This is a genomic window from Pseudomonas sp. Tn43 (assembly GCF_014192635.1).
GTDB lineage: Bacteria > Pseudomonadota > Gammaproteobacteria > Pseudomonadales > Pseudomonadaceae > Aquipseudomonas.
The window spans coordinates 193,743-212,048 of record NZ_JACHYG010000007.1 but is presented as its reverse complement, the minus strand read 5'-3'; the positions used below and the strand labels follow the sequence as shown (position 1 = coordinate 212,048).

Here is an 18,306-nt window from a genome sequence, read left to right as displayed (position 1 = left end):
TCCTTTATAAAGGCCCGAGGACGACGGTGATCAAGGTCAATACACAGACGTACAGGGCGCAATCAAACAATGCTTCGTGCCAGATCCAGCGACCGACCGGGGTCAGGCGCAATACCATGCGCAACGCTCCGGTCACCAGCAACGCCAGCAACACATCAATCAGAAACGGACTGAGCAGCACGCCGCCCACCGACCACTCACGCAAGCCCATGGCTTAGCTCCTGTTGGTGACACCAGGCACGCCAGCTGCTTTGCAATTGCAGCACTGCGCCCTGGGCGAGTTTCACCGCGTCGCTGGGCGGCAACGCGTACAAGGTTTTCAGTAACGCTTCGCTGGGTTGCGCCAGCGCCTCGGCGCGACTGCCGGCCGGGCCTTGCCCGAGGACTTTTTCCAGTTGCTCGAGATAACGCCGCTGTGGCGCATCGACCGGCACCTGGGCGGCCGCCAGGCTCAAGCGCAAATGCAGCAATTCATCGCCGATGTCCAGGCCGAGCAAGCCGTCATCCCAGCGGCTGCGCGCCGGCTCCGGCAACTCGGGATAATGCCGCGCCAGTTGTAGCAAACGGTCGGCCATGCGCCCGCCGAACCAGCTTTCGGCACCGCGCAGATTGCGTCGGGTGAGGCGCACCAGATCGGCGAGGGTCGCCTGCAGCAAGCGTCGGCTATGCCATGTCGGGTTACGCAGGATCAGCAAGCGAAACGCCAATACGGCAGCGCCGACACCGATCAGCATGGCCTGCGCGCTATTGAAGAAATTCGCGACATCGAACGTCATCCTGTTCAACGGCGAAACCAGCACAATAAAGTGCAGACAGAAGGACGTGGCCGTGGCGCCGATCTGCGGATTGGCCATGCCCAGCGCGCCGAGAAACAGCGGCACGCCCATGCCCATGCACAGCAGCGCAAACCCGCTCCATTGCGGCAGTAGAATCTGCCCGACGATAAACGCCGATGGAATCGCCAGCAGAATGCCACGCAGAAAGCTCATGCCGATTTGCGCCCCATTTTCGCGGCTGGCAAACAGACTGCATACCACACACGTCAGCACCAGAGCGCCCGACGCCGCTGGCCATGCCGTCGCCAGCCAGAAACCCGCCACCACCAGAAACGCCAGCGCACTGCGCGCGCCAAAGACCAGTGCCAATGACAGGTCGCGATGCGGCGTCAGGGTTCTCGGCGGGTCGACCGTTTCACGCCCCTCTTGCACCGCTTTCAATGCGGAACAGGCTGCCATGGCGGTATCGAGCAACAAAGTGAAACGGGCCAGACAGTAACTTTGCGCAGCACTGATGCCCGCATCGTGAGAGGCGTCGAGCAATCTGGGACGCAAGGCCTGTAACTGGGCGGTATCACAAGCCCCAATTGCTTCTTGGACCTCGGTCATCCATGGCATCAGCTGCTCGGCTTCGAGCAGTTCCAATTGATTCCATTGGCGGCGTACCGAACGGGCGATGCGCAACAGCATCAACAGCTTCTGACTCAAACCGCTGATGGCCCGCGCTCGTTGCCGACCGAGGCTGCCTTCGAACCAGGCATGCTCGCGCTGGGCATCGACCGCGACGATTTTCCCAAGGATTTCCAGCAAGCCTTTACGCGCCAGAGCGTCGCCGGCCAACGTCGCGCGCGCGGCATTCATGCCGCTATGCCAGGCTGCCCGGGCTTGGCCGGCCAGTTGCCGTTCGACCCGCAATGGCCAGAGCAACGCACTGGCAGCGGTGGCGCAGAGAATGCCCAGGCAGATTTCCGTGCAGCGAGCCACGGCTTGATCGAACACAGTCAGCGGATGGGTAATGGCGGGCAATGCGATGATCGCCACCGTGTAACCGGCCAACACGAAGGAATAGGACCAGGCACTGCGCAGCAAGGTTGAACTCGCGGTACACAGCCCGAGCCACAACGCCAACGCCAGCAAAAACAGCCAGGGCGTCTGGGCGAACAGCCCCATGAACACCACCGACATGATTGTCCCGACCAGCGTACCCAACAGCCGCGCCAAACCCTTTTGCACCACCATTCCAGACAAGGGTTGGGCGACGATAAATGCCGTCATCACCGCCCATGACGGTTGCTCCAGCCCCCAGCGCAATGCCAGCCACAGGGCCAGGCCGCCGCCGATCAAAGTCTTGATCGCGAATTGCAAGGCGCGGCGGTCAGGCGCGAACAAGGCCTGCAAAGTGATAGGCACGTAGGACACTCTTGAAAGGACGGTTTAACGATAGCCGGGTTAGACGGGATAATTTGAATGACAAATTATTAGCTAGCTATCTATATCCCGTCCAGTGTTAAATCCCGAACATAAAAAAACGCCAGACTGGCTGGCGTTTTTGACAGGTAACGAACGCTTATGAACGTGCGCGAGCCTGGTTACGCAGGGCTTTCACCTGGTCATGGTTGCGTTGCACGCCATGGTACTGACGCTCGACCATGTCACGAATACTTACCAGGTTGTGTTTGTTGATTTTTTCCAGTGCGTCCTTGTACACATTCAGCGCATGGTCTTCACCGCGTTCGGCTTCGTTCAGTACCGCCTCTTCGTCCTTGCCGGTGAACATCGCCTTGACGTCGACCCAGCGACGGTGAAGGTCGCCACTGACACTGGTGGAGGTTTCCGGATCACCGCCCAGGGAACGCACAGCGGCCTGCAACTCGGCAGCCGCTGCAGCGCAATCGGTGGAGCGCTGAACGAACAGGTTTTTGAGTTCTGGATGCTTGATGTCTTCAGCGCAAGTCTTGAACCCTTCCTGACCGTCTTTACAGGTTTCAATCAGGTCGTTGAGTACAGAGATCGCTTCTTTATTAATGTCGGTCATTTTTCAATTCCTTGCGGTTGATGAAAGATGCAATAAGGAGTTGCAGCCTGCATGCCAGCTTTGAATTGATGACTTTTTACTTACATTTCAATTAGTTATGTTTTAACGAGGAATCTGTATCCGCTTTTTTTGCATGATCTGTCATTTGGCCTGCATGCAGAATGCCTGTATTTTCCAGACTGCCTTGAATCAAGACGACTGATGATGAATCCCGAAAAGCTCGAACTGCTGATTACCCGCGAAATGCCCTTTGGCAAATACAAGGGCCGCATCATCGCTGACCTGCCCGGCCAGTACCTGAACTGGTTCGCTCGCGAAGGTTTCCCCCACGGTGAACTGGGCGGTTTGCTGGCTTTGATGCAGGAAATCGACCACAACGGCTTGTCGGAACTGCTTGAGCCACTGCGCGCCAAACACGGCAAACCCGCGCCTCGCCACTGACCCGCCCTACCCTCACCGAGTTGCTCATGCCCGACAATACCCGCCGTACCCGCGATGAAGCTTTTTGGCAGACCTTTGCCGACCGCTATGCGGTTGAACCCGGCCCCCTGAACCTGGAAAACGGTTATTTCGGCCGTATGTCGCGCACCGTGGTCGAGGAATATCAGCGCAACATCGAACTCATCAACCGCGGCAACTCGGTGCATGTGCGCCAGCGCTTCGAGCAGGGCGAAAGCGTCAAGATTCGTGCGCAGCTGGCCGAGCTGATCGGAGCCCCCGCCGAAGCCGTTGCCTTCACCCGTAACGCTTCGGATGGCCTGCAATCGCTGATTCGCAACTATAATCGCCTGGCACCGGGCGATCAGGTGCTGATAAGCGATCTGGAGTACGACACGGTCAAGGGCGCGATGCGTTGGCTGGCCCGGTATCGAGGCGTGGAAGTGATCGAGATCGAACACTGCCACCCCGCCAGTTTCGACAGTTTACTCAGCACTTACCGCGAAGCTTTCGTGCGTTATCCGCGATTGAAGCTGATGGCGCTGACCCACGTCACCCATCGCACCGGACTGGTCATGCCGGTGCAGGCGATTGCCGCTGCCGCCAGGGAATACGGGATCGATGTGATCCTCGACGGCGCCCATGCCCTTGGTCAGATCGAGTTCGATCTCGAGAAACTGGGCATCGCTTTTGCTGGTTATAACCTGCACAAATGGATCGGCGCGCCACTGACGCTGGGCTTCATTTACATCGCCCCCGAGCGCCTGGCCGATATCGACCCGGACATGGGCGAGATGCATTTCCCGGTCACCGACATTCGCGCCCGCACGCCCTACAGCACGCCCAATATTCCGGCCCTGCTGACCCTGCCGCTGGTGTTCGAAGAACATCACGCCATGGGCGGTTCCGTCGCCAAGGGCATGCGCCTCAATTACCTGCGTAACCGGTGGGTCGATGCCGTGCGGGGGTTACCGGAAATTGAAGTCATGACCCCGGATGACCCGCGCCTGTATTGCGCCATCACCTCGATGCGCTTTACCCGGCATGCCGATCAGCAGGTGCTGGTCGAGCGCCTGCTCAATGACTACAACCTGTTTACCGTGATGCGCAGCGGTGCGGCGTGTGGCCCGTGCATCCGCATTACGCCGGGCCTCACCACCACTGCAGCCGACATGGATCGGCTGGCACGGGCGCTGACTGAGTTGCGCTGAGGTCACACTGTGTATTTGTCGAAGTCTTCGGGTTTTATTTGCGATGACACCGCAAACGTGTCGACACCGATGGTCATGTGCCCGAAAAAGCCGTCCTCGTTCGAGTCTCGACCGATGGCATGGACAGTCAGGGTCGAGGCTTCACCTCCCATGCCCTGAAAGAACTCATCCTGCTCGTTTTTCAGCGCGCAGATGCCACGCCCACGGTACTCGCGGGCATTGAGTACCGTGCGCGAGGCCACCTCGGGAAAATACAGCTGGCCGACCCAGGCGACATGCCGCTCTTGCAGGTAGTTGTTGCCGGCGGTGATTCGTACCGCCACATGAATATGCAGGGCACGGCCAGCATAAAAACCGGGATAGATGGTGGTAAAACGCACCACGCCCTGCTGATCGGTAAATTGCCCGCCGCGCAGGTAGGTATCGTCATCGGTGCGCGGGATCGAACCGATGCTACCGACGTCGACTTCCTTGTCCGGGTCGATCTTGCTCCACCCCGAATACGCCCCGCGCGCATTGCAATGCCAGATATCGACCAGTGCCCCGGTAACCGGTTGACCGGTCATCGCATCGACGATCGTCAGCCGCAGCACCAAGGGGATGCCGTCCATGCCTTCGCTGATGTTGCGTCTGATCAGTTTCGGGTTTCGAAAATAGGGGCCGGCGATCTGCTCGGGTGACAGTTGGCAGACCGGGGGTGGGGATGAAATTGCAATGTTGTCTTCCATGACGCTCTCTCTTCCATAAGATGAACGCAGGTTAACGCCAGACGAGCGACGAGATGCGGTAACTATGTATCGCATGATGTCCTGTAGCAGCTGCCGAGCCTGCGAGGCTGCGTTCGGCTGCGTAGCAGTCGTCAAACCAGAGCTTGCGGTGCATCAGACAAACCGCGTCAGCCGGACTCACGACTGCTACGCAGCCGAACGCAGCCTCGCAGGCTCGGCAGCTGCTACAAAGATCGTTTCGATTAGTCACAGAAGTTTTCAGCAGGCAAAAAAAAACGGTGCACTGACCAAGCACACCGTAAAGCCGTAGAACACACAACGAAGTGTTTGGTAAAAATCCGGTAAATCAGTCCAGCAGCGCCAACGCCTCGGCGGTGCATTCCTGGATGCGGGCCCAGTCGCCGTTCTTGATCCACTCAGGGTCAAGCATCCAGCTACCGCCCACGCACATCACGTTTTTCAACGCCATGTAGCTCTTGATGTTGGCCGGGCTGACGCCGCCGGTCGGGCAGAATTTCACTTCGCCGAACGGACCGCCCAGGGCCTTGATGGCCGCAACGCCGCCGCTGACTTCCGCCGGGAACAGCTTGAAGCGGCGATAACCCAGGCTATAGCCTTCCATGATGCCGGAGGCATTGCTGATGCCCGGCAACAAGGGGATCGGGCTGCCGACACTGGCTTCAAGCAGGTCACGGGTAATGCCCGGCGTGACGATGAATTGCGAACCCGCCGCTTCGGCCGCGGCCAGCATGCTGCGATCCAGCACGGTGCCGGCACCGGTCACCAGTTCCGGACGCTGCTCGCGCAGGATCTGGATCGCCTTGAGACCGAACTGCGAACGCAGGGTCACTTCCAGCGCCGTCAGGCCACCGGCCGCCAGGGCGTCAGCCAACGGCAGCACGTCCTGTTCACGGGCGATAGTGATCACCGGCAGAATCCGCGCCTTGGCGCAGAGGCTGTCGATCAGGGCAACTTTGTCCGCCATGGAAACGGTCGGGGATGTGTTTGTCATAGCGGCTGATCCTTGGTTCATGGGCACCAGTAAATCTCTAACGTAGGTTGCAGAAACGCCCGAATCGGCATGGCGGCGACATCGTCACCGGCCAGTGCGGCGTTCAGGGTAGTCAGCTTGGACTGACCGGAAATCGATAGAACGGTGTGCTTGGCCGAAGCGAGCAACGCACGACTCATGGTCAGGCGTTGACGGGGCACGGTCGGCGCCAGCATTGGCCAGCAGCGACGGGTGCCCTCGGCTTTCAAGGCTTCGGCCAGGTTCGGGCTATTGGGGAACAGCGACGCGGTATGACCGTCGTCACCCATGCCCAGCACCAGCACGTCGATCGGCGGCAATTCGGCGAGCAAGCGATCAGCCTGCTCGGCGGCCTGTTCCAGGTTGGCGGTGGCACTGTAGAGACTCAGGAATTGGGCCTTGGCCGCCGGGCCTTGTAACAGATAACGCTTGAGCAGACCGGCATTGCTGTCGGCATGTTCTATCGGCACCCAGCGCTCGTCAGCCAGGCTGACCACCACTTTCGACCAGTCCAGCGCCTGCTTGGCCAAGTGCTGAAAAAACGCCACCGGGCTGCGTCCGCCAGACACCACCAGCGTCGCGGCGCCTTGTGCGGCAATCGCGTCGCTCAGTTGCCTGGCCACCGCCAATGCCAGGCCTTCGGCCAGCAGCACCGGGCTTTTGAACTCATGAGCGCTGACGCCCTGAGGCAGTTTCAATTCAGATATCGCCATACCACGACCTCCCGTCCCGCGTAATCAGTGCAATGGAGCTCATCGGCCCCCACGACCCGGCCGCGTACGGCTTGGGCGCATCGCCGGATTTTTTCCACCCGGCGATCAACTGGTCACACCACTTCCACGCGGCTTCGATTTCATCTTTACGGACAAACAAATTCTGATTGCCGCGCATCACTTCCAGTAACAACCGTTCGTAGGCGTCGGGAATCCGCGCGCTGCGCCAGGTGTCGGAAAAATTCAGCTGCAACGGACCGCTGCGCAGCTGCATGCCCTTGTCCAGGCCTTGTTCTTTGGTCATCACGCGCAAGGAAATGCCTTCGTCCGGTTGCAGGCGGATGATCAGTTTGTTGCTGATCTGCAAGCGCTGCTCAGGGGCGAAGATGTAGTGCGACGGTTCCTTGAAGTGGATGACGATTTGCGACAGTTTCTGCGGCATGCGCTTGCCGGTGCGCAGGTAAAACGGCACGCCGGCCCAGCGCCAGTTACGAATATCGGCACGCAGGGCGACGAAGGTTTCGGTGTCGCTCTGGGTGTTGGAATTAGGCTCCTCCAGATACCCGGGTACCGACTTGCCTTCGCTGTGGCCGGCGATGTATTGGCCGCGCACCACTTGAGTGCTCAGGCCTTCCGGGCTGATCGGCGCCAGCGCCTTGAGGACTTTGACTTTCTCATCGCGAATGCTGTCGGCCGACAGGTCGGCCGGCGGGTCCATGGCGATCAGGCAGAGCAATTGCAGCAGGTGATTCTGGATCATGTCCCGCAGCTGCCCGGCCTTGTCGAAATAGCCCCAACGGCCTTCGATCCCGACCTGCTCGGCCACGGTGATTTCCACGTGGGAGATGTAATTCTGGTTCCACTGGGTTTCGAACAGGCTGTTGGCGAAACGCAGGGCGATCAGGTTTTGTACGGTCTCTTTGCCCAGGTAATGGTCGATGCGGTAGGTGCGATTCTCCGGGAAGAACTGCGCCACGGCGTCGTTGACCTTGCGCGAGGATTCCAGGTCCGAACCGATGGGTTTTTCCAGCACCACGCGGGTGTTTTCGGTCAGGCCGACCTTCGACAGGTTCTCGCAAATAGCGCCATACACCGCCGCCGGGGTGGCGAAGTAGGCAATCACCCGCTGGGCACTGCCAGCCTGCTCGGCCAGGGCGACGTAGTCGTCAGCCTTCAGGAAGTCGACATGCAGGTAGCTCAAACGGGCCAGGAAGCGCTCGACCACCGCTTCATCCAGTTCTTTGGCGCCCACATAGCGGCGCAGCTCAGTGGCGATGAATGCCAGATGCTGCTGCTCGCTGCCGGGTTCACGGGCCAGCGCGATAATGCGCGTATCCTCATGAAGCAGGCCGGCGCCATCGAGCTGATAAAGGGCAGGAAACAGCTTGCGCAAGGCCAGATCGCCGAGAGCGCCGAACAAGGCAAAGGTGCAAGGTTCAACCGTAATCGAAGGCATGATGTTTGTTCTTTTATCAAGTTAAGCTACAAATACCTTTTTTCAAGGCATCACTCAAGGGAAAATGTAGTAATAACCACAACATTTTCGCAAAATACAGATTCCGAGTGGTGGTCGGTCGGAGCCATCAGTAGGATAGGCCACCGTTATGGGCCGTATCAAAGGCCCAATTTGCATTAGTCGAACGCTTATTTGCGCTGCTGACCTAAGGAACATTAAATGGATCGCGTGCGAAATTTACTGGAACAGATCCAGAATCGCCTTGAAGACCTGAACAAGGCTGAACGCAAAGTCGCCGAAGTGATTCTGCTGAATCCGGAGCAGGCCACCCGGTTCAGCATTGCCGCCCTCGCCCAGGCCTCCAAGGTCAGCGAGCCGACGGTCAACCGTTTCTGCCGCTCCTTCGGCGTCAGCGGCTACCCGGAACTGAAACTGCAACTGGCCCAAAGCCTGGCCAGTGGCGCGGCGTATGTCAGCCGGGCAGTTGAAGCCGATGACAATCCGGAAGCGTATACAAAAAAGATTTTCGGCAGCGCCATCGCCTCTTTGGACAGTGCGTTGCAGGCGCTTGACCCGAGCCTGATCAGCCGCGCCGTCGACCTGTTGATCCAGGCCCGGCAGATCCACTTCTTCGGCCTCGGCGCTTCTGCTCCGGTGGCGCTGGATGCGCAGCACAAGTTCTTCCGTTTCAACCTGGCGGTAACCGCCCATGCCGACGTGCTGATGCAACGTATGATCGCCTCGGTGGCCCACACCGGTGAATTGTTCGTGATCATTTCCTACACCGGCCGCACCCGGGAACTGGTGGAAGTGGCGCGCATTGCCCGGGAAAACGGCGCTTCGGTGCTGGGCCTGACGGCGGAGGGTTCGCCACTGGCCAAGGCCAGCACCTTGAGCCTGAACATTCCGCTGCCGGAAGACACGGATATCTACATGCCGATGACGTCGCGGATCATTCAACTGACCGTGCTCGATGTGCTCGCCACCGGCATGACCCTGCGCCGGGGCGTGGATTTCCAGCCGCATTTGCGCAAGATCAAGGAAAGCCTGAATGCCAGTCGGTATCCGATTGGGGATGAATTCAATTAACTCGTACCGATCGTTCCCACGCTCTGCGTGGGAAGGCCTCTAGGGACGCTCCGCGTCCAGTGACGCGGAGCGTCACGGGCTGCATTCCCACGCAGAGCGTGGGAACGATCATCTTTCCTACGCTCCAACCCGCGCCTGCAAACTCAAATGCGCCCGCTCCCCCGGTGCCAGGCACAGGCTGTCGGTGCCGCCGCTGGCCGCTTCCACACAAACAAACTCTAAAACCTCGTTCCAGCTCACACCCAGCAACGGTCGCGAGCCGGGATGCCAGACCACGGTGTCTGCATGATCACCGGTGTCGATGCACAATTGCCGCTGCCAGGCGTGATCCTTGAGCTGCAATTCGCCATCATGCTGGAACACGCGCTGACAACCGCCGTCGACCCGCAACTCACCTTCCTGCTGACAAACCTGGCGGCTCAACTGGTCATAACCTTGCGCACCATCGAGCCCAGACAGCGCTACCTCAGCCACGTCACCAATACGCCAATAGGCGTGCAACGCCTGGCTCAACTGGCACGGCATGTCGTCTTGATGCTCGGTGCTCAAGTGCAAATCCATGCGTTCGCCCAGATGCGCATGCAAATCCACTTGCCAGTCGCACAGCTGTAACTGCCAGTGCAAGTGCACGCCATCGTCATCACTGCTGCTGTCGAGCAATTTCCAGTCGAGCAAACGCGCCCAGCCATGGGACGGCCAGGCGTTTTCGCTTGGATGACGGCCGTACCACGGCCAGCAAACCGGCACGCCGCCGCGAATCGCGCCGACATGCGGCCATTTCGCCGCGCACCACAGCCAGGGTTTCTGCCCCTTAGGCTGGAAATGCAGCAACTGCGCGCCCTGCCGACTGAACACCGCCTGACACAGCGGATGATCGATCACCAACACATCGCGCATCTGATAGCGCTCCCACGCAAACACCGGACGTTCGCGCAAGGATTTGAAGAAGCGTTGTAGCGGATGCTCAAGCATGTGCCGCGGTCCTGAAAATCATGGGTGTACTCGTACTCTTGTGCCCAGTGAACCACTGTGGCGAGGGGGCTTGCCCCCGTTCGGCTGCGAAGCAGTCGTAAAAATGGCCAATTGACTGTTTCAGACGAAACCTGGTGAAGATTGGGAGCGCTGCGCACTCCAACGGGGGCAAGCCCCCTCGCCACAGGTCCTGTTTGACCTTGCACAAAAAAAAGCGGACAGCCATGGCCGTCCGCAAAAATGCGCACATAGAGAGGAGCTTATCGCAACAGCGTCAGAACACCGACTGAATTTTCAGACCGGCCACCAGGGCATCGTCGACTTCATCCACACCGCCGGGGTGAGTGATGTATTGCAGGTTAGGACGCACGGTCAGCCAGTTGGTGACGTGGAAACCGTAGTTGATCTCATAGTTGTACTCGGTGGAACGCAGGGGCGAGAACAGCGGATCGTTATAGTCGCTAACGCCATTGGCGGCGTTGACCAACTCGGCGTTTTTCTTCACATCTTCGTTGACATGGATACGGGCGAAACCGATCCCCACATCATCTTTGGGACGCGCATCGAACGGGCCTTTGTACACGAACATCAGCGACTGATAGTTATCGACGATGTTGGTGTCCTTGTCGTGGAAAGTGGCGTTGGCCGCAATGTTCAGACCGCGCGAAGCATCACCGTTATGCGTGGTGAGTTGTTGCTGCGCCACGAACCAGTAGCCGTGCTTGCTATCGTGACGGCGATAGGCGTTGCCGGTGGTCGCGGCATCATTGCCATCTTCGTCTTCACGCACGTCATCGGCGTTGGCCGTACTTTTGTAGTAACCGACACGGTATTCGCCCGGCAGGTTGTTGACCTTCGGCGACCAGACCAATTCGACCGGCAAGACGGTGCCCTCGGTACCACTGCCGCTGAGCTTGAAGCCGTTGCCGTGCTCAAGTTGCGACGGGTTCTGGTTGTACGCGCCAATCTGCGCATAGAACTCAGGCGTGATGTTGTACTTCACCCGAACTGCCGCCTGCATGACCGGCCAGTTGTACCAGATGTTGGTTGCCCAGTTACCCACTTGGGAACCGCAGAAGGCCAGGTTCTGGAACTCGCAAGGAAAGGTGTTGAAGTCTTCACCTTCGCCGAAGTAACCAGCCTTGACGTCCAGTTTACCGTCGAGGAACTGGTGCTTGATCCACAGCTGGGTCAGCCGGACCATGTGGCCACGGCCGTAGACTTCCTGAGAAGAACTCAAGGTACCGGCACGCGGGTCGCCGACACGGTCATTGGAGATGTTTTCACCGTTACGGTTGGTGAGCTGGATCTTGGCCTGGGTGTTATCCCAGCCCCACAGTTTTTCCAGGTCCAGTGCCACGCCCAGACCAAACTGGTCAGCGTAACGTGCCGTCTTGTCGTCGTTATAGCCGCCATGCAGGTTGGCGCCCATTTCACCGACGTAGTCGGCCTTGATGTCGATACCTTGTTCGATCAGCCTGGTCCGCTCGCCACCCCAATCCCCGGTCATCCACTGCGAGTCGGCACTGAACGCCTCAGCCGCGTGTGCGCTACCGGCCAGCATCATTGCCGCAATCGCTGACAACTGGCAGATAAGCTGAGCGTTGTTCTTCTTCTTCATCCCTACATCCTCGTTTTATTGTTATTAACTGTTTTTATCTAACGCGGTTTACAACGGTCGTGACGCACGCCACGGATTCCCCCTGTGGGAGCGCGCTTGTGGCGAGGGGGCTTGCCCCCGTTGGGCCGCGCAGCGGCCCCAAGACCTACGAGCGCTATGCGCTCGAACAGGGGCAAGTCCCCTCGCCACAAGCCCATTCCCACATTTGATTCTTCAGCGGCCTTTGAACTGCGCCACGTTGGCGCTGTGAGCTTCGGTTTTTGGCAGGCCGGCCACCCCCAGGCGTTCACCGGTCTTGGCATCGAACAACAGCACTTTCGATGGATCGAATTGCAGGGTCAGGGTCTCGCCCACGGCCGGCGCGACGTCCGGTGCCAGGCGGCAGCAGACCTTGGTGTCGTTGAGGTTGACGAACACCAGCGTGTCGGGCCCGGTCGGTTCGGTGACCTGCACTTCGGCACGAATGGTCGGCAAACCATTCGGCTCGCTGCCCGCCAGCACGATCTGCTCCGGGCGCATGCCGAGGATCACTTCGCGGTCTTCGAGACCGGCGTCCTGCATGCCCAGCGGCAATTCGCAGCGCGCCTGACCGCTGTCGAGCAGCGCTATCAACCGACCTTCCTTACGCTGCAACCGCAGAGGAATGAAGTTCATTGGCGGCGAACCGATGAAGCTCGCCACGAACAGGTTGGCCGGGTTGTTGTAGATGTCTTTGGGCGTGCCGAACTGCTGAATGATCCCGTCCTTCATCACCGCCACTTTGTCGCCCAGGGTCATGGCTTCGATCTGGTCGTGAGTCACGTAGACCGTGGTGGTTTTCAGACGCTGGTGCATCAGTTTCATTTCGGTGCGCATCTCGACCCGCAACTTGGCGTCGAGGTTGGACAGCGGTTCGTCGAACAGGTAAATCTTCGGTCGTCGCGCCAGCGCCCGGCCCATGGCCACACGCTGTTGTTGACCACCGGAAAGCTGGCCCGGCTTGCGGCTGAGCAGGTGTTCGATCTGCAGCAGCTTGGCCACGCGAGCGACTTCTTCGTCGATTTCGGCGACGGGCATTTTGCGAATCTTCAGGCCAAACGCGATGTTGTCCCGCACGCTCATGGTCGGGTACAGCGCGTATGACTGGAACACCATGGCGATGTCGCGATCTTTCGGGCTCATGCCGCTGATGTCGGCGTCGTCCACCAGAATCGCGCCGCCGCTGATGCTTTCCAGACCCGCGATGCAGTTCATCAGCGTGGACTTACCACAGCCCGATGGACCGACCAGGATCAGGAACTCACCGTCATTGATCTTCAGTTCGATGTTTTTCAGGGTGTCCGGCAAACCGGCACCGTAGGTCTTGTTGACGTTGCGTAATTCGAGAGTTGCCATGTTCTACCCCTTGACCGCGCCGGACGTCAGCCCACGCAGGAAATACTTGCCAGCGAATATGTAGACCAGCAGTGTCGGCAGCCCGGCGATCATCGCGGCGGCCATATCAACGTTGTATTCCTTGGCCCCGGTACTGGTGTTGACCAGGTTGTTCAGGGCCACGGTAATCGGCTGGGCATCGCCACTGGCGAAGACCACGCCGAACAGGAAGTCATTCCAGATTTGCGTGAACTGCCAGATCAGGCAGACCATCACGATCGGGATCGACATCGGCAGCAGGATCTTCCAGAAAATCATGAAGAACCCCGCGCCATCCAGCCGCGCTGCCTTGACCAGCGCATCCGGAATGCTCACGTAGTAGTTACGGAAGAACAGCGTGGTGAATGCCAGGCCGTAGACCACGTGCACCAGCACCAGACCGGTGGTGGTATTGGCCAGGCCGAACTTGCCGAGGGTGAACGAGGCCGGCAGCAGCACGGTCTGGAACGGCAGGAAGCAGCCGAACAACAACAGGCCGAAGAACAGTTGCGAGCCCCGAAAGCGCCACATCGACAGCACATAGCCGTTCATTGCGCCGATGAAGGTCGAGATCAAAACCGCTGGCACGGTGATTTTTACCGAGTTCCAGAAGTAGCCGCCAACCACGTCCCAGGCCTTGATCCAGCCGATGCCGTCGATCACGGTAGGCCAGCTCAACAGGTTGCCGGTGCGGATGTCTTCCGGGGATTTGAAACTGGTCAGCAGCATCACCACCAGCGGGACCAGATAGATCGCGGCGGCCAGCAGCAAGGTTGCGTAGATCGCGATGCGGCTGAAGCTGATCGCCGGCTTTGCGAGTTGATTACTCATGGCGTTTGCCTCGCAATTCGGAGTACAGGTACGGCACCAGAATCGCCAGGATCGCGCCGAGCATCATCATGGCGCTCGCCGAACCGATGCCCATCTGGCCACGACTGAAAGTGAAGGAGTACATGAACATCGCCGGCAGGTCGGAGGAATAGCCCGGGCCACCCGCGGTCATCGCCGCCACCAGGTCGAAGCTCTTGATCGCGATGTGCGCCAGGATCATGAAAGCGCTGAAGAACACCGGGCGCAGGCTCGGCAATACGATCTTCAGGTAGATGGTCGGCAGGCTCGCCCCGTCGACTTGCGCCGCACGGATGATCGATTGATCGACCCCACGCAGGCCGGCCAGGAACATCGCCATCACAAACCCGGAGGCTTGCCATACAGCGGCGATCACCAGGCAATACACCACGCGATCCTGATCCACCAGCCAGTCAAGACGGAAGCCTTCCCAGCCCCAGTCGCGCAGCATTTTGTCCAGGCCCAGACCCGGGTTGAGCAGCCATTTCCACGCGGTACCGGTGACGATCATCGAGAGCGCCATCGGGTACAGGTAAACGGTGCGGATGAAGCCTTCCTTGCGAATACGCTGATCCAGCAGCACCGCGAGAAACACCCCCAGCACCAGGCTGATGCCGATGAACATGCCGCCGAACACCGCGAGATTCTTGCTCGCGACCCACCAGCGATCGTTTTCCATCAGGCGAATGTATTGCTGCAGGCCGACCCACTTGTAGCTCGGCATGAAGCTGGAATTGGTGAAGGACAGAACAAATGTCCAGATGATGTAACCGTAAAAACCAACCAGGACGATCAGCATGCTTGGCGCTAAAACCAGCTTGGGAAGCCAGCGCTGCAATGCGTCGAACGGTGAGGCTTTGCTGAAAACCGCCACAGAGCTCATCGGGATAATCCAGGTGAAGAAGTGAGGATCTGTAGGAGCGAGGTTTGCCCGCGAATGCGGACTGACATCCAGAATCGATGTCGACTGATACACCGCCTTCGCGGGCAAGCCTCGCTCCTACAGGGGGAGCATTTTCGGGAAAGGCCGCAGGTATACCTGCGGCACCCGGGATTACTGGGCAGCTTTGACGGCTGACGCCAGTTGCGCGCTGGCCTTGGCCGGGTCAGCGTTCTTGTCGTTCATGAAGTTGGTGACCACATCGAAGATCGCGCCCTGCACGGCCAGGGACGTGGCCATGTTGTGCGCCATGCTCGGTTGCAGGCCGCCGGTCTTCTCGTCCGCCAGGAAATCCTTGGCCGCCGTTTGAGCGCAGGAATCGAAGCCCAGCGCGCTCATGTCGTTAAGCATGTCGATGCGCACCGGGATCGAGCCTTTGTTGATGCTGAAGACTTTCTGGAAGTCTTTGCCCAGAGCGACCTTGGCCAGGTCTTGCTGGGCGGCGATGTCGCCTTTGCGATCGGCTTTTAGCTTGAACACAGCCATCGAGTCGATGTTGTAGGTGAAGGCTTTTTCGGTGCCGGGGAACGGCACGCACTGGTAGTCCTTGCCCGCGAGTTTATTCGCCGCGGTCCATTCGCTTTTGGCCCAGTCGCCCATCATCTGCATGCCGGCCTTGCCGTTGATGACATCGGCGGCTGCGATGTTCCAGTCACGACCGGCGCGGTTGGGGTCCATGTAGCCGGTGATTTTTTTCAGCTCGGTGAAGGCCTTGGCCATCTCGGGCCCGGAGAGGGTTTTCTGGTCCAAGTCGACCAGCGCTTTCTTGTACCCTTCGGCGCCCATGACCGAGAGCACCACGTCTTCAAACACGGTGCTGTCCTGCCACGGCTGGCCACCGTGAGCGAGTGCGATGAAGCCGGCGGCTTTGAGTTTGTCGCCAGCGGCGTAGAACTCTTCGAGGGTGGTCGGCGCTTTTTCGATCCCGGCTTTCTTGAAGACTTCCGGGTTGATCCACAGCCAGTTGACGCGGTGGATGTTCACCGGCACGGCGACGTAATCGCCTTCGTATTTCACCGTGTCGGAGACTTTCTTGATCAGCAGGTTATCCCAGCCTTCGGACTTGGAAACCTCTTTGAGGGCGTCAGTGCTGAGCAGGCCAGTGCTGCCCCATTCCTGGATATCCGGCCCTTTGATCTGGGCAACGCCCGGAGGGTTACCGGCCACGGCGCGGCTTTTGAGTACGGTCATGGCCGTGGAACCGCCACCGCCGGCGACTGCGCCGTCTTTCCAGGTGAAGCCGTCTTTTTCGACTTGGGCCTTGAGCACATCGACGGCTGCTTTTTCACCACCAGACGTCCACCAGTGAACGACTTCCACCGAGCCTTTGGCATCGGCGGCAAGGGCACTGACAGGAAATGCAGCAACGGGAAGCAACGAAGCGAGAGAAATGACAGTAGCGAGGCGAGAAATCGCATTCATCTAGGAGTACCTTTCTTGTTGTTATGCATGCAAGTCTGGTGCTTGCGCTGCATAGGATTCTAAACAGGGGATGCCCCTTCGCAGGTAACGAAGGGACGCGCGAATGTCACCACATGGTTACACAGCAACGCTCTGGGACAACTGCGCCAGCGCAGTGGCCATGCTCGGCGCCAGCGGCAGGCGCGGGATCAAAACGGCTTGCCAGGCGTGATACAGGTCGGGTTTGCCGGCCCAGATATCGGCGCTTGGACGGTTCAGCGGATCGAGTTCGTGATGCCAGCTGCCATCGCAACGGTCGATGAAATGACGGTCACAGAATTCCCAGAACAGTCGGTACCAGCGCTCGTATTGCTCATCACCGGTACGTTTGAGCAACGCACTGGCAGCGGCGCTGGCTTCGCAATGAGTCCAGTGCAAGCGATGGCGAACCACCGCACGGTTATCCCAATCGAGGGTGTAGACAATGCCTGGTGCACCGTCGACATCCCAGCCGTGGCGACAATTGTGCTCGAAGAGTTTTTGCGCATCGGTGGCGAGCCAGCCCGGCGTGAGTATCCCGGCCTGCACCCGCGCCGCTTCAAGATGCAGCAACAGCCGCGCCCATTCGAAACCATGGCCCGGTGTGGTGCCGTAAGGACGGAAACCATCGGCCGGATTGTCGTGGTTGTAGTCGCGTAGCGGCTGCCAGTCACGGTCGAAATGCTCGACCACCAGGTAATCATTGGCTGCGGCATGATCATGAATGACGCGCTCGACGATGCGCTGGGCGCGAATCAGCCAGCGGTTGTCGGCGGTGACATCGGCCAGGGCGAGAAAGGCTTCGGTGGCGTGCATGTTGCTGTTGGCGCCGCGATAGGCTTCCTCGACGCTCCAGTCGCGGTTGAAGGATTCGCGCATGGCGCCCTCCTCCTCGCTCCAGAAATGCGTGTCGATGATATGGATCGCGTCGTCGAGCAACGCTTGTGCGCCCGGACGCTGGGCGACTACCGCAGAGCTCGCGGCCAATGCCACGAAGGCATGCAGATAAGCGGCTTTGCCGGTATTGCCGTCGCGGTGTTCGGGCGTGGCGAACCAGCCTGCGTGTTCGGCATCACGCAGCGGCCCGCTGAGGGCCTGGATGCCGTGATCGACCAGCTCGGCGAAACCCGGCAGGCCCTGGATGTGGGCCATGGCGAAGCTGTGGGTCATGCGTGCGGTGTTCATGGTTTGGGCTTGCGCGTTGGCCGCCAGATGACCCTTTTCATCGAGATTGCCGAAGCCTTCGGCAAGCTTTGCCGCCTTGGCAAACGCCAACAGGCGCAGGCCTTCGGTGGCGAGCCATTGCTGATGGGCAGGTGCGTTCAGCCAACTGCTGAAGGCAGGTTGGAAGGTGTCCATGGGAAGACCTTTTTTGTTGTTATGACTGGGGGCAGTCTAAACAACGGGCGGTGGCGGGCAGGTAACGAAGGGGGCGGCTTTTGTCACAGAGTCGTGACAAAAAAAAGCAAAATCAAAAGATCGCAGCCTTCGGCAGCTCCTACAGACGACCTGTGGCGAGGGGGCTTGCCCCCGTTCGGCTGCGAAGCAGTCGTAAAAAAACTGCCACCTCATTTCTTCAGGTAAACCGCGGTGATTGTTTTGGGAGCGCTTCGCGC

The 18,306-nt window shown here is 59.3% G+C and carries 17 protein-coding genes; 3 read left to right on the top strand and 14 right to left on the bottom strand.

Features of this window, described 5'->3' with window-relative positions; translation table 11 throughout:
- Nucleotides 1-4: 4 nt before the first annotated feature.
- The 3 genes from FHW68_RS19310 to FHW68_RS19300 form a co-directional block, all read right to left on the bottom strand.
- Nucleotides 5-211: a DUF1656 domain-containing protein gene (locus tag FHW68_RS19310; RefSeq protein WP_008069143.1), complete on the bottom strand. Its 207-nt coding sequence runs from the start codon at nt 209-211 to the stop codon at nt 5-7.
- Nucleotides 198-2,186 carry an FUSC family protein gene (locus tag FHW68_RS19305; protein ID WP_183682358.1) on the bottom strand — a complete coding sequence of 663 codons (1,989 nt, stop codon included), beginning with the start codon at nt 2,184-2,186 and terminating at the stop codon, nt 198-200. The genes FHW68_RS19310 and FHW68_RS19305 overlap by 14 nt, the downstream gene beginning before the upstream one ends.
- A 157-nt stretch (nt 2,187-2,343) precedes the next feature.
- Entirely contained in the window at nt 2,344-2,811 is a 468-nt protein-coding gene (locus FHW68_RS19300) for a PA2169 family four-helix-bundle protein (protein ID WP_095632138.1), read from the bottom strand.
- Nucleotides 2,812-3,015: 204 nt separating this feature from the next.
- Between FHW68_RS19300 and FHW68_RS19295 the strand changes: the two genes are divergently transcribed.
- Nucleotides 3,016-3,252, top strand: a complete 237-nt coding sequence (locus tag FHW68_RS19295) for a DUF3820 family protein (protein WP_007949456.1) — start codon at nt 3,016-3,018, stop codon at nt 3,250-3,252.
- Nucleotides 3,253-3,278: 26 nt separating this feature from the next.
- On the top strand, nt 3,279-4,460 hold the full coding sequence (locus FHW68_RS19290) for an aminotransferase class V-fold PLP-dependent enzyme (RefSeq protein ID WP_183682355.1): 1,182 nt from the start codon (nt 3,279-3,281) through the stop codon (nt 4,458-4,460).
- Nucleotides 4,461-4,462: 2 nt separating this feature from the next.
- Here the strand turns inward: FHW68_RS19290 and FHW68_RS19285 are convergent, their stop codons facing one another.
- From FHW68_RS19285 to zwf, 4 genes are all read right to left on the bottom strand, one after another.
- Nucleotides 4,463-5,188, bottom strand: coding sequence for an intradiol ring-cleavage dioxygenase (locus FHW68_RS19285; protein WP_183682353.1), 726 nt, complete (start codon nt 5,186-5,188; stop codon nt 4,463-4,465).
- Nucleotides 5,189-5,534: 346 nt separating this feature from the next.
- Entirely contained in the window at nt 5,535-6,200 is a 666-nt protein-coding gene (locus FHW68_RS19280; RefSeq protein ID WP_008072964.1) for a bifunctional 4-hydroxy-2-oxoglutarate aldolase/2-dehydro-3-deoxy-phosphogluconate aldolase, read from the bottom strand.
- Nucleotides 6,201-6,217: 17 nt separating this feature from the next.
- On the bottom strand, nt 6,218-6,931 hold the full coding sequence (pgl, locus tag FHW68_RS19275; protein WP_095632141.1) for a 6-phosphogluconolactonase: 714 nt from the start codon (nt 6,929-6,931) through the stop codon (nt 6,218-6,220).
- Nucleotides 6,918-8,387 (bottom strand): glucose-6-phosphate dehydrogenase, encoded by a 1,470-nt coding sequence (zwf, locus tag FHW68_RS19270; RefSeq protein WP_183682350.1) that lies wholly within the window; start codon nt 8,385-8,387, stop codon nt 6,918-6,920. The genes pgl and zwf overlap by 14 nt, the downstream gene beginning before the upstream one ends.
- 228 nt (nt 8,388-8,615) lie before the next feature.
- Between zwf and FHW68_RS19265 the strand changes: the two genes are divergently transcribed.
- A complete protein-coding gene (locus FHW68_RS19265; protein ID WP_177319492.1) occupies nt 8,616-9,476 on the top strand; it encodes a MurR/RpiR family transcriptional regulator in 861 nt (286 codons plus the stop codon).
- Between the two features lie 117 nt (nt 9,477-9,593).
- Here the strand turns inward: FHW68_RS19265 and FHW68_RS19260 are convergent, their stop codons facing one another.
- From FHW68_RS19260 to FHW68_RS19230, 7 genes are all read right to left on the bottom strand, one after another.
- Nucleotides 9,594-10,448, bottom strand: a complete 855-nt coding sequence (locus FHW68_RS19260; RefSeq protein ID WP_183682347.1) for a D-hexose-6-phosphate mutarotase — start codon at nt 10,446-10,448, stop codon at nt 9,594-9,596.
- Between the two features lie 274 nt (nt 10,449-10,722).
- The gene (locus tag FHW68_RS19255; protein WP_095632145.1) at nt 10,723-12,069 is read right to left on the bottom strand and encodes a carbohydrate porin; all 1,347 of its coding nucleotides are present in this window, start codon (nt 12,067-12,069) and stop codon (nt 10,723-10,725) included.
- 213 nt (nt 12,070-12,282) lie between these two features.
- A complete protein-coding gene (locus tag FHW68_RS19250; protein WP_095632146.1) occupies nt 12,283-13,443 on the bottom strand; it encodes an ABC transporter ATP-binding protein in 1,161 nt (386 codons plus the stop codon).
- 3 nt (nt 13,444-13,446) lie between these two features.
- A complete protein-coding gene (locus FHW68_RS19245; RefSeq protein ID WP_183682344.1) occupies nt 13,447-14,292 on the bottom strand; it encodes a carbohydrate ABC transporter permease in 846 nt (281 codons plus the stop codon).
- Complete coding sequence (locus tag FHW68_RS19240; RefSeq protein ID WP_095632148.1) at nt 14,285-15,193, bottom strand: carbohydrate ABC transporter permease; 909 nt, start codon at nt 15,191-15,193, stop codon at nt 14,285-14,287. The genes FHW68_RS19245 and FHW68_RS19240 overlap by 8 nt, the downstream gene beginning before the upstream one ends.
- 171 nt (nt 15,194-15,364) lie before the next feature.
- Nucleotides 15,365-16,672, bottom strand: coding sequence for an ABC transporter substrate-binding protein (locus FHW68_RS19235; protein ID WP_095632149.1), 1,308 nt, complete (start codon nt 16,670-16,672; stop codon nt 15,365-15,367).
- Nucleotides 16,673-16,789: 117 nt separating this feature from the next.
- Nucleotides 16,790-18,049 (bottom strand): AGE family epimerase/isomerase, encoded by a 1,260-nt coding sequence (locus tag FHW68_RS19230; RefSeq protein WP_183682341.1) that lies wholly within the window; start codon nt 18,047-18,049, stop codon nt 16,790-16,792.
- Between the last annotated feature and the right edge of the window lie 257 nt (nt 18,050-18,306).

Excerpts from the sequence above, each read along its gene's own strand:
- FHW68_RS19310 (WP_008069143.1), bottom strand. The coding sequence starts at position 211 with ATGGGCTTGCGTGAGTGGTCGGTGGGCGGCGTGCTGCTCAGTCCGTTT.
- FHW68_RS19300 (WP_095632138.1), bottom strand. The coding sequence starts at position 2,811 with ATGACCGACATTAATAAAGAAGCGATCTCTGTACTCAACGACCTGATT.
- FHW68_RS19295 (WP_007949456.1), top strand. The coding sequence starts at position 3,016 with ATGAATCCCGAAAAGCTCGAACTGCTGATTACCCGCGAAATGCCCTTT.
- FHW68_RS19290 (WP_183682355.1), top strand. The coding sequence starts at position 3,279 with ATGCCCGACAATACCCGCCGTACCCGCGATGAAGCTTTTTGGCAGACC.
- FHW68_RS19285 (WP_183682353.1), bottom strand. The coding sequence starts at position 5,188 with ATGGAAGACAACATTGCAATTTCATCCCCACCCCCGGTCTGCCAACTG.
- FHW68_RS19280 (WP_008072964.1), bottom strand. The coding sequence starts at position 6,200 with ATGACAAACACATCCCCGACCGTTTCCATGGCGGACAAAGTTGCCCTG.
- pgl (WP_095632141.1), bottom strand. The coding sequence starts at position 6,931 with ATGGCGATATCTGAATTGAAACTGCCTCAGGGCGTCAGCGCTCATGAG.
- zwf (WP_183682350.1), bottom strand. The coding sequence starts at position 8,387 with ATGCCTTCGATTACGGTTGAACCTTGCACCTTTGCCTTGTTCGGCGCT.
- FHW68_RS19260 (WP_183682347.1), bottom strand. The coding sequence starts at position 10,448 with ATGCTTGAGCATCCGCTACAACGCTTCTTCAAATCCTTGCGCGAACGT.
- FHW68_RS19255 (WP_095632145.1), bottom strand. The coding sequence starts at position 12,069 with ATGAAGAAGAAGAACAACGCTCAGCTTATCTGCCAGTTGTCAGCGATT.
- FHW68_RS19250 (WP_095632146.1), bottom strand. The coding sequence starts at position 13,443 with ATGGCAACTCTCGAATTACGCAACGTCAACAAGACCTACGGTGCCGGT.
- FHW68_RS19245 (WP_183682344.1), bottom strand. The coding sequence starts at position 14,292 with ATGAGTAATCAACTCGCAAAGCCGGCGATCAGCTTCAGCCGCATCGCG.
- FHW68_RS19240 (WP_095632148.1), bottom strand. The coding sequence starts at position 15,193 with ATGAGCTCTGTGGCGGTTTTCAGCAAAGCCTCACCGTTCGACGCATTG.
- FHW68_RS19235 (WP_095632149.1), bottom strand. The coding sequence starts at position 16,672 with ATGAATGCGATTTCTCGCCTCGCTACTGTCATTTCTCTCGCTTCGTTG.
- FHW68_RS19230 (WP_183682341.1), bottom strand. The coding sequence starts at position 18,049 with ATGGACACCTTCCAACCTGCCTTCAGCAGTTGGCTGAACGCACCTGCC.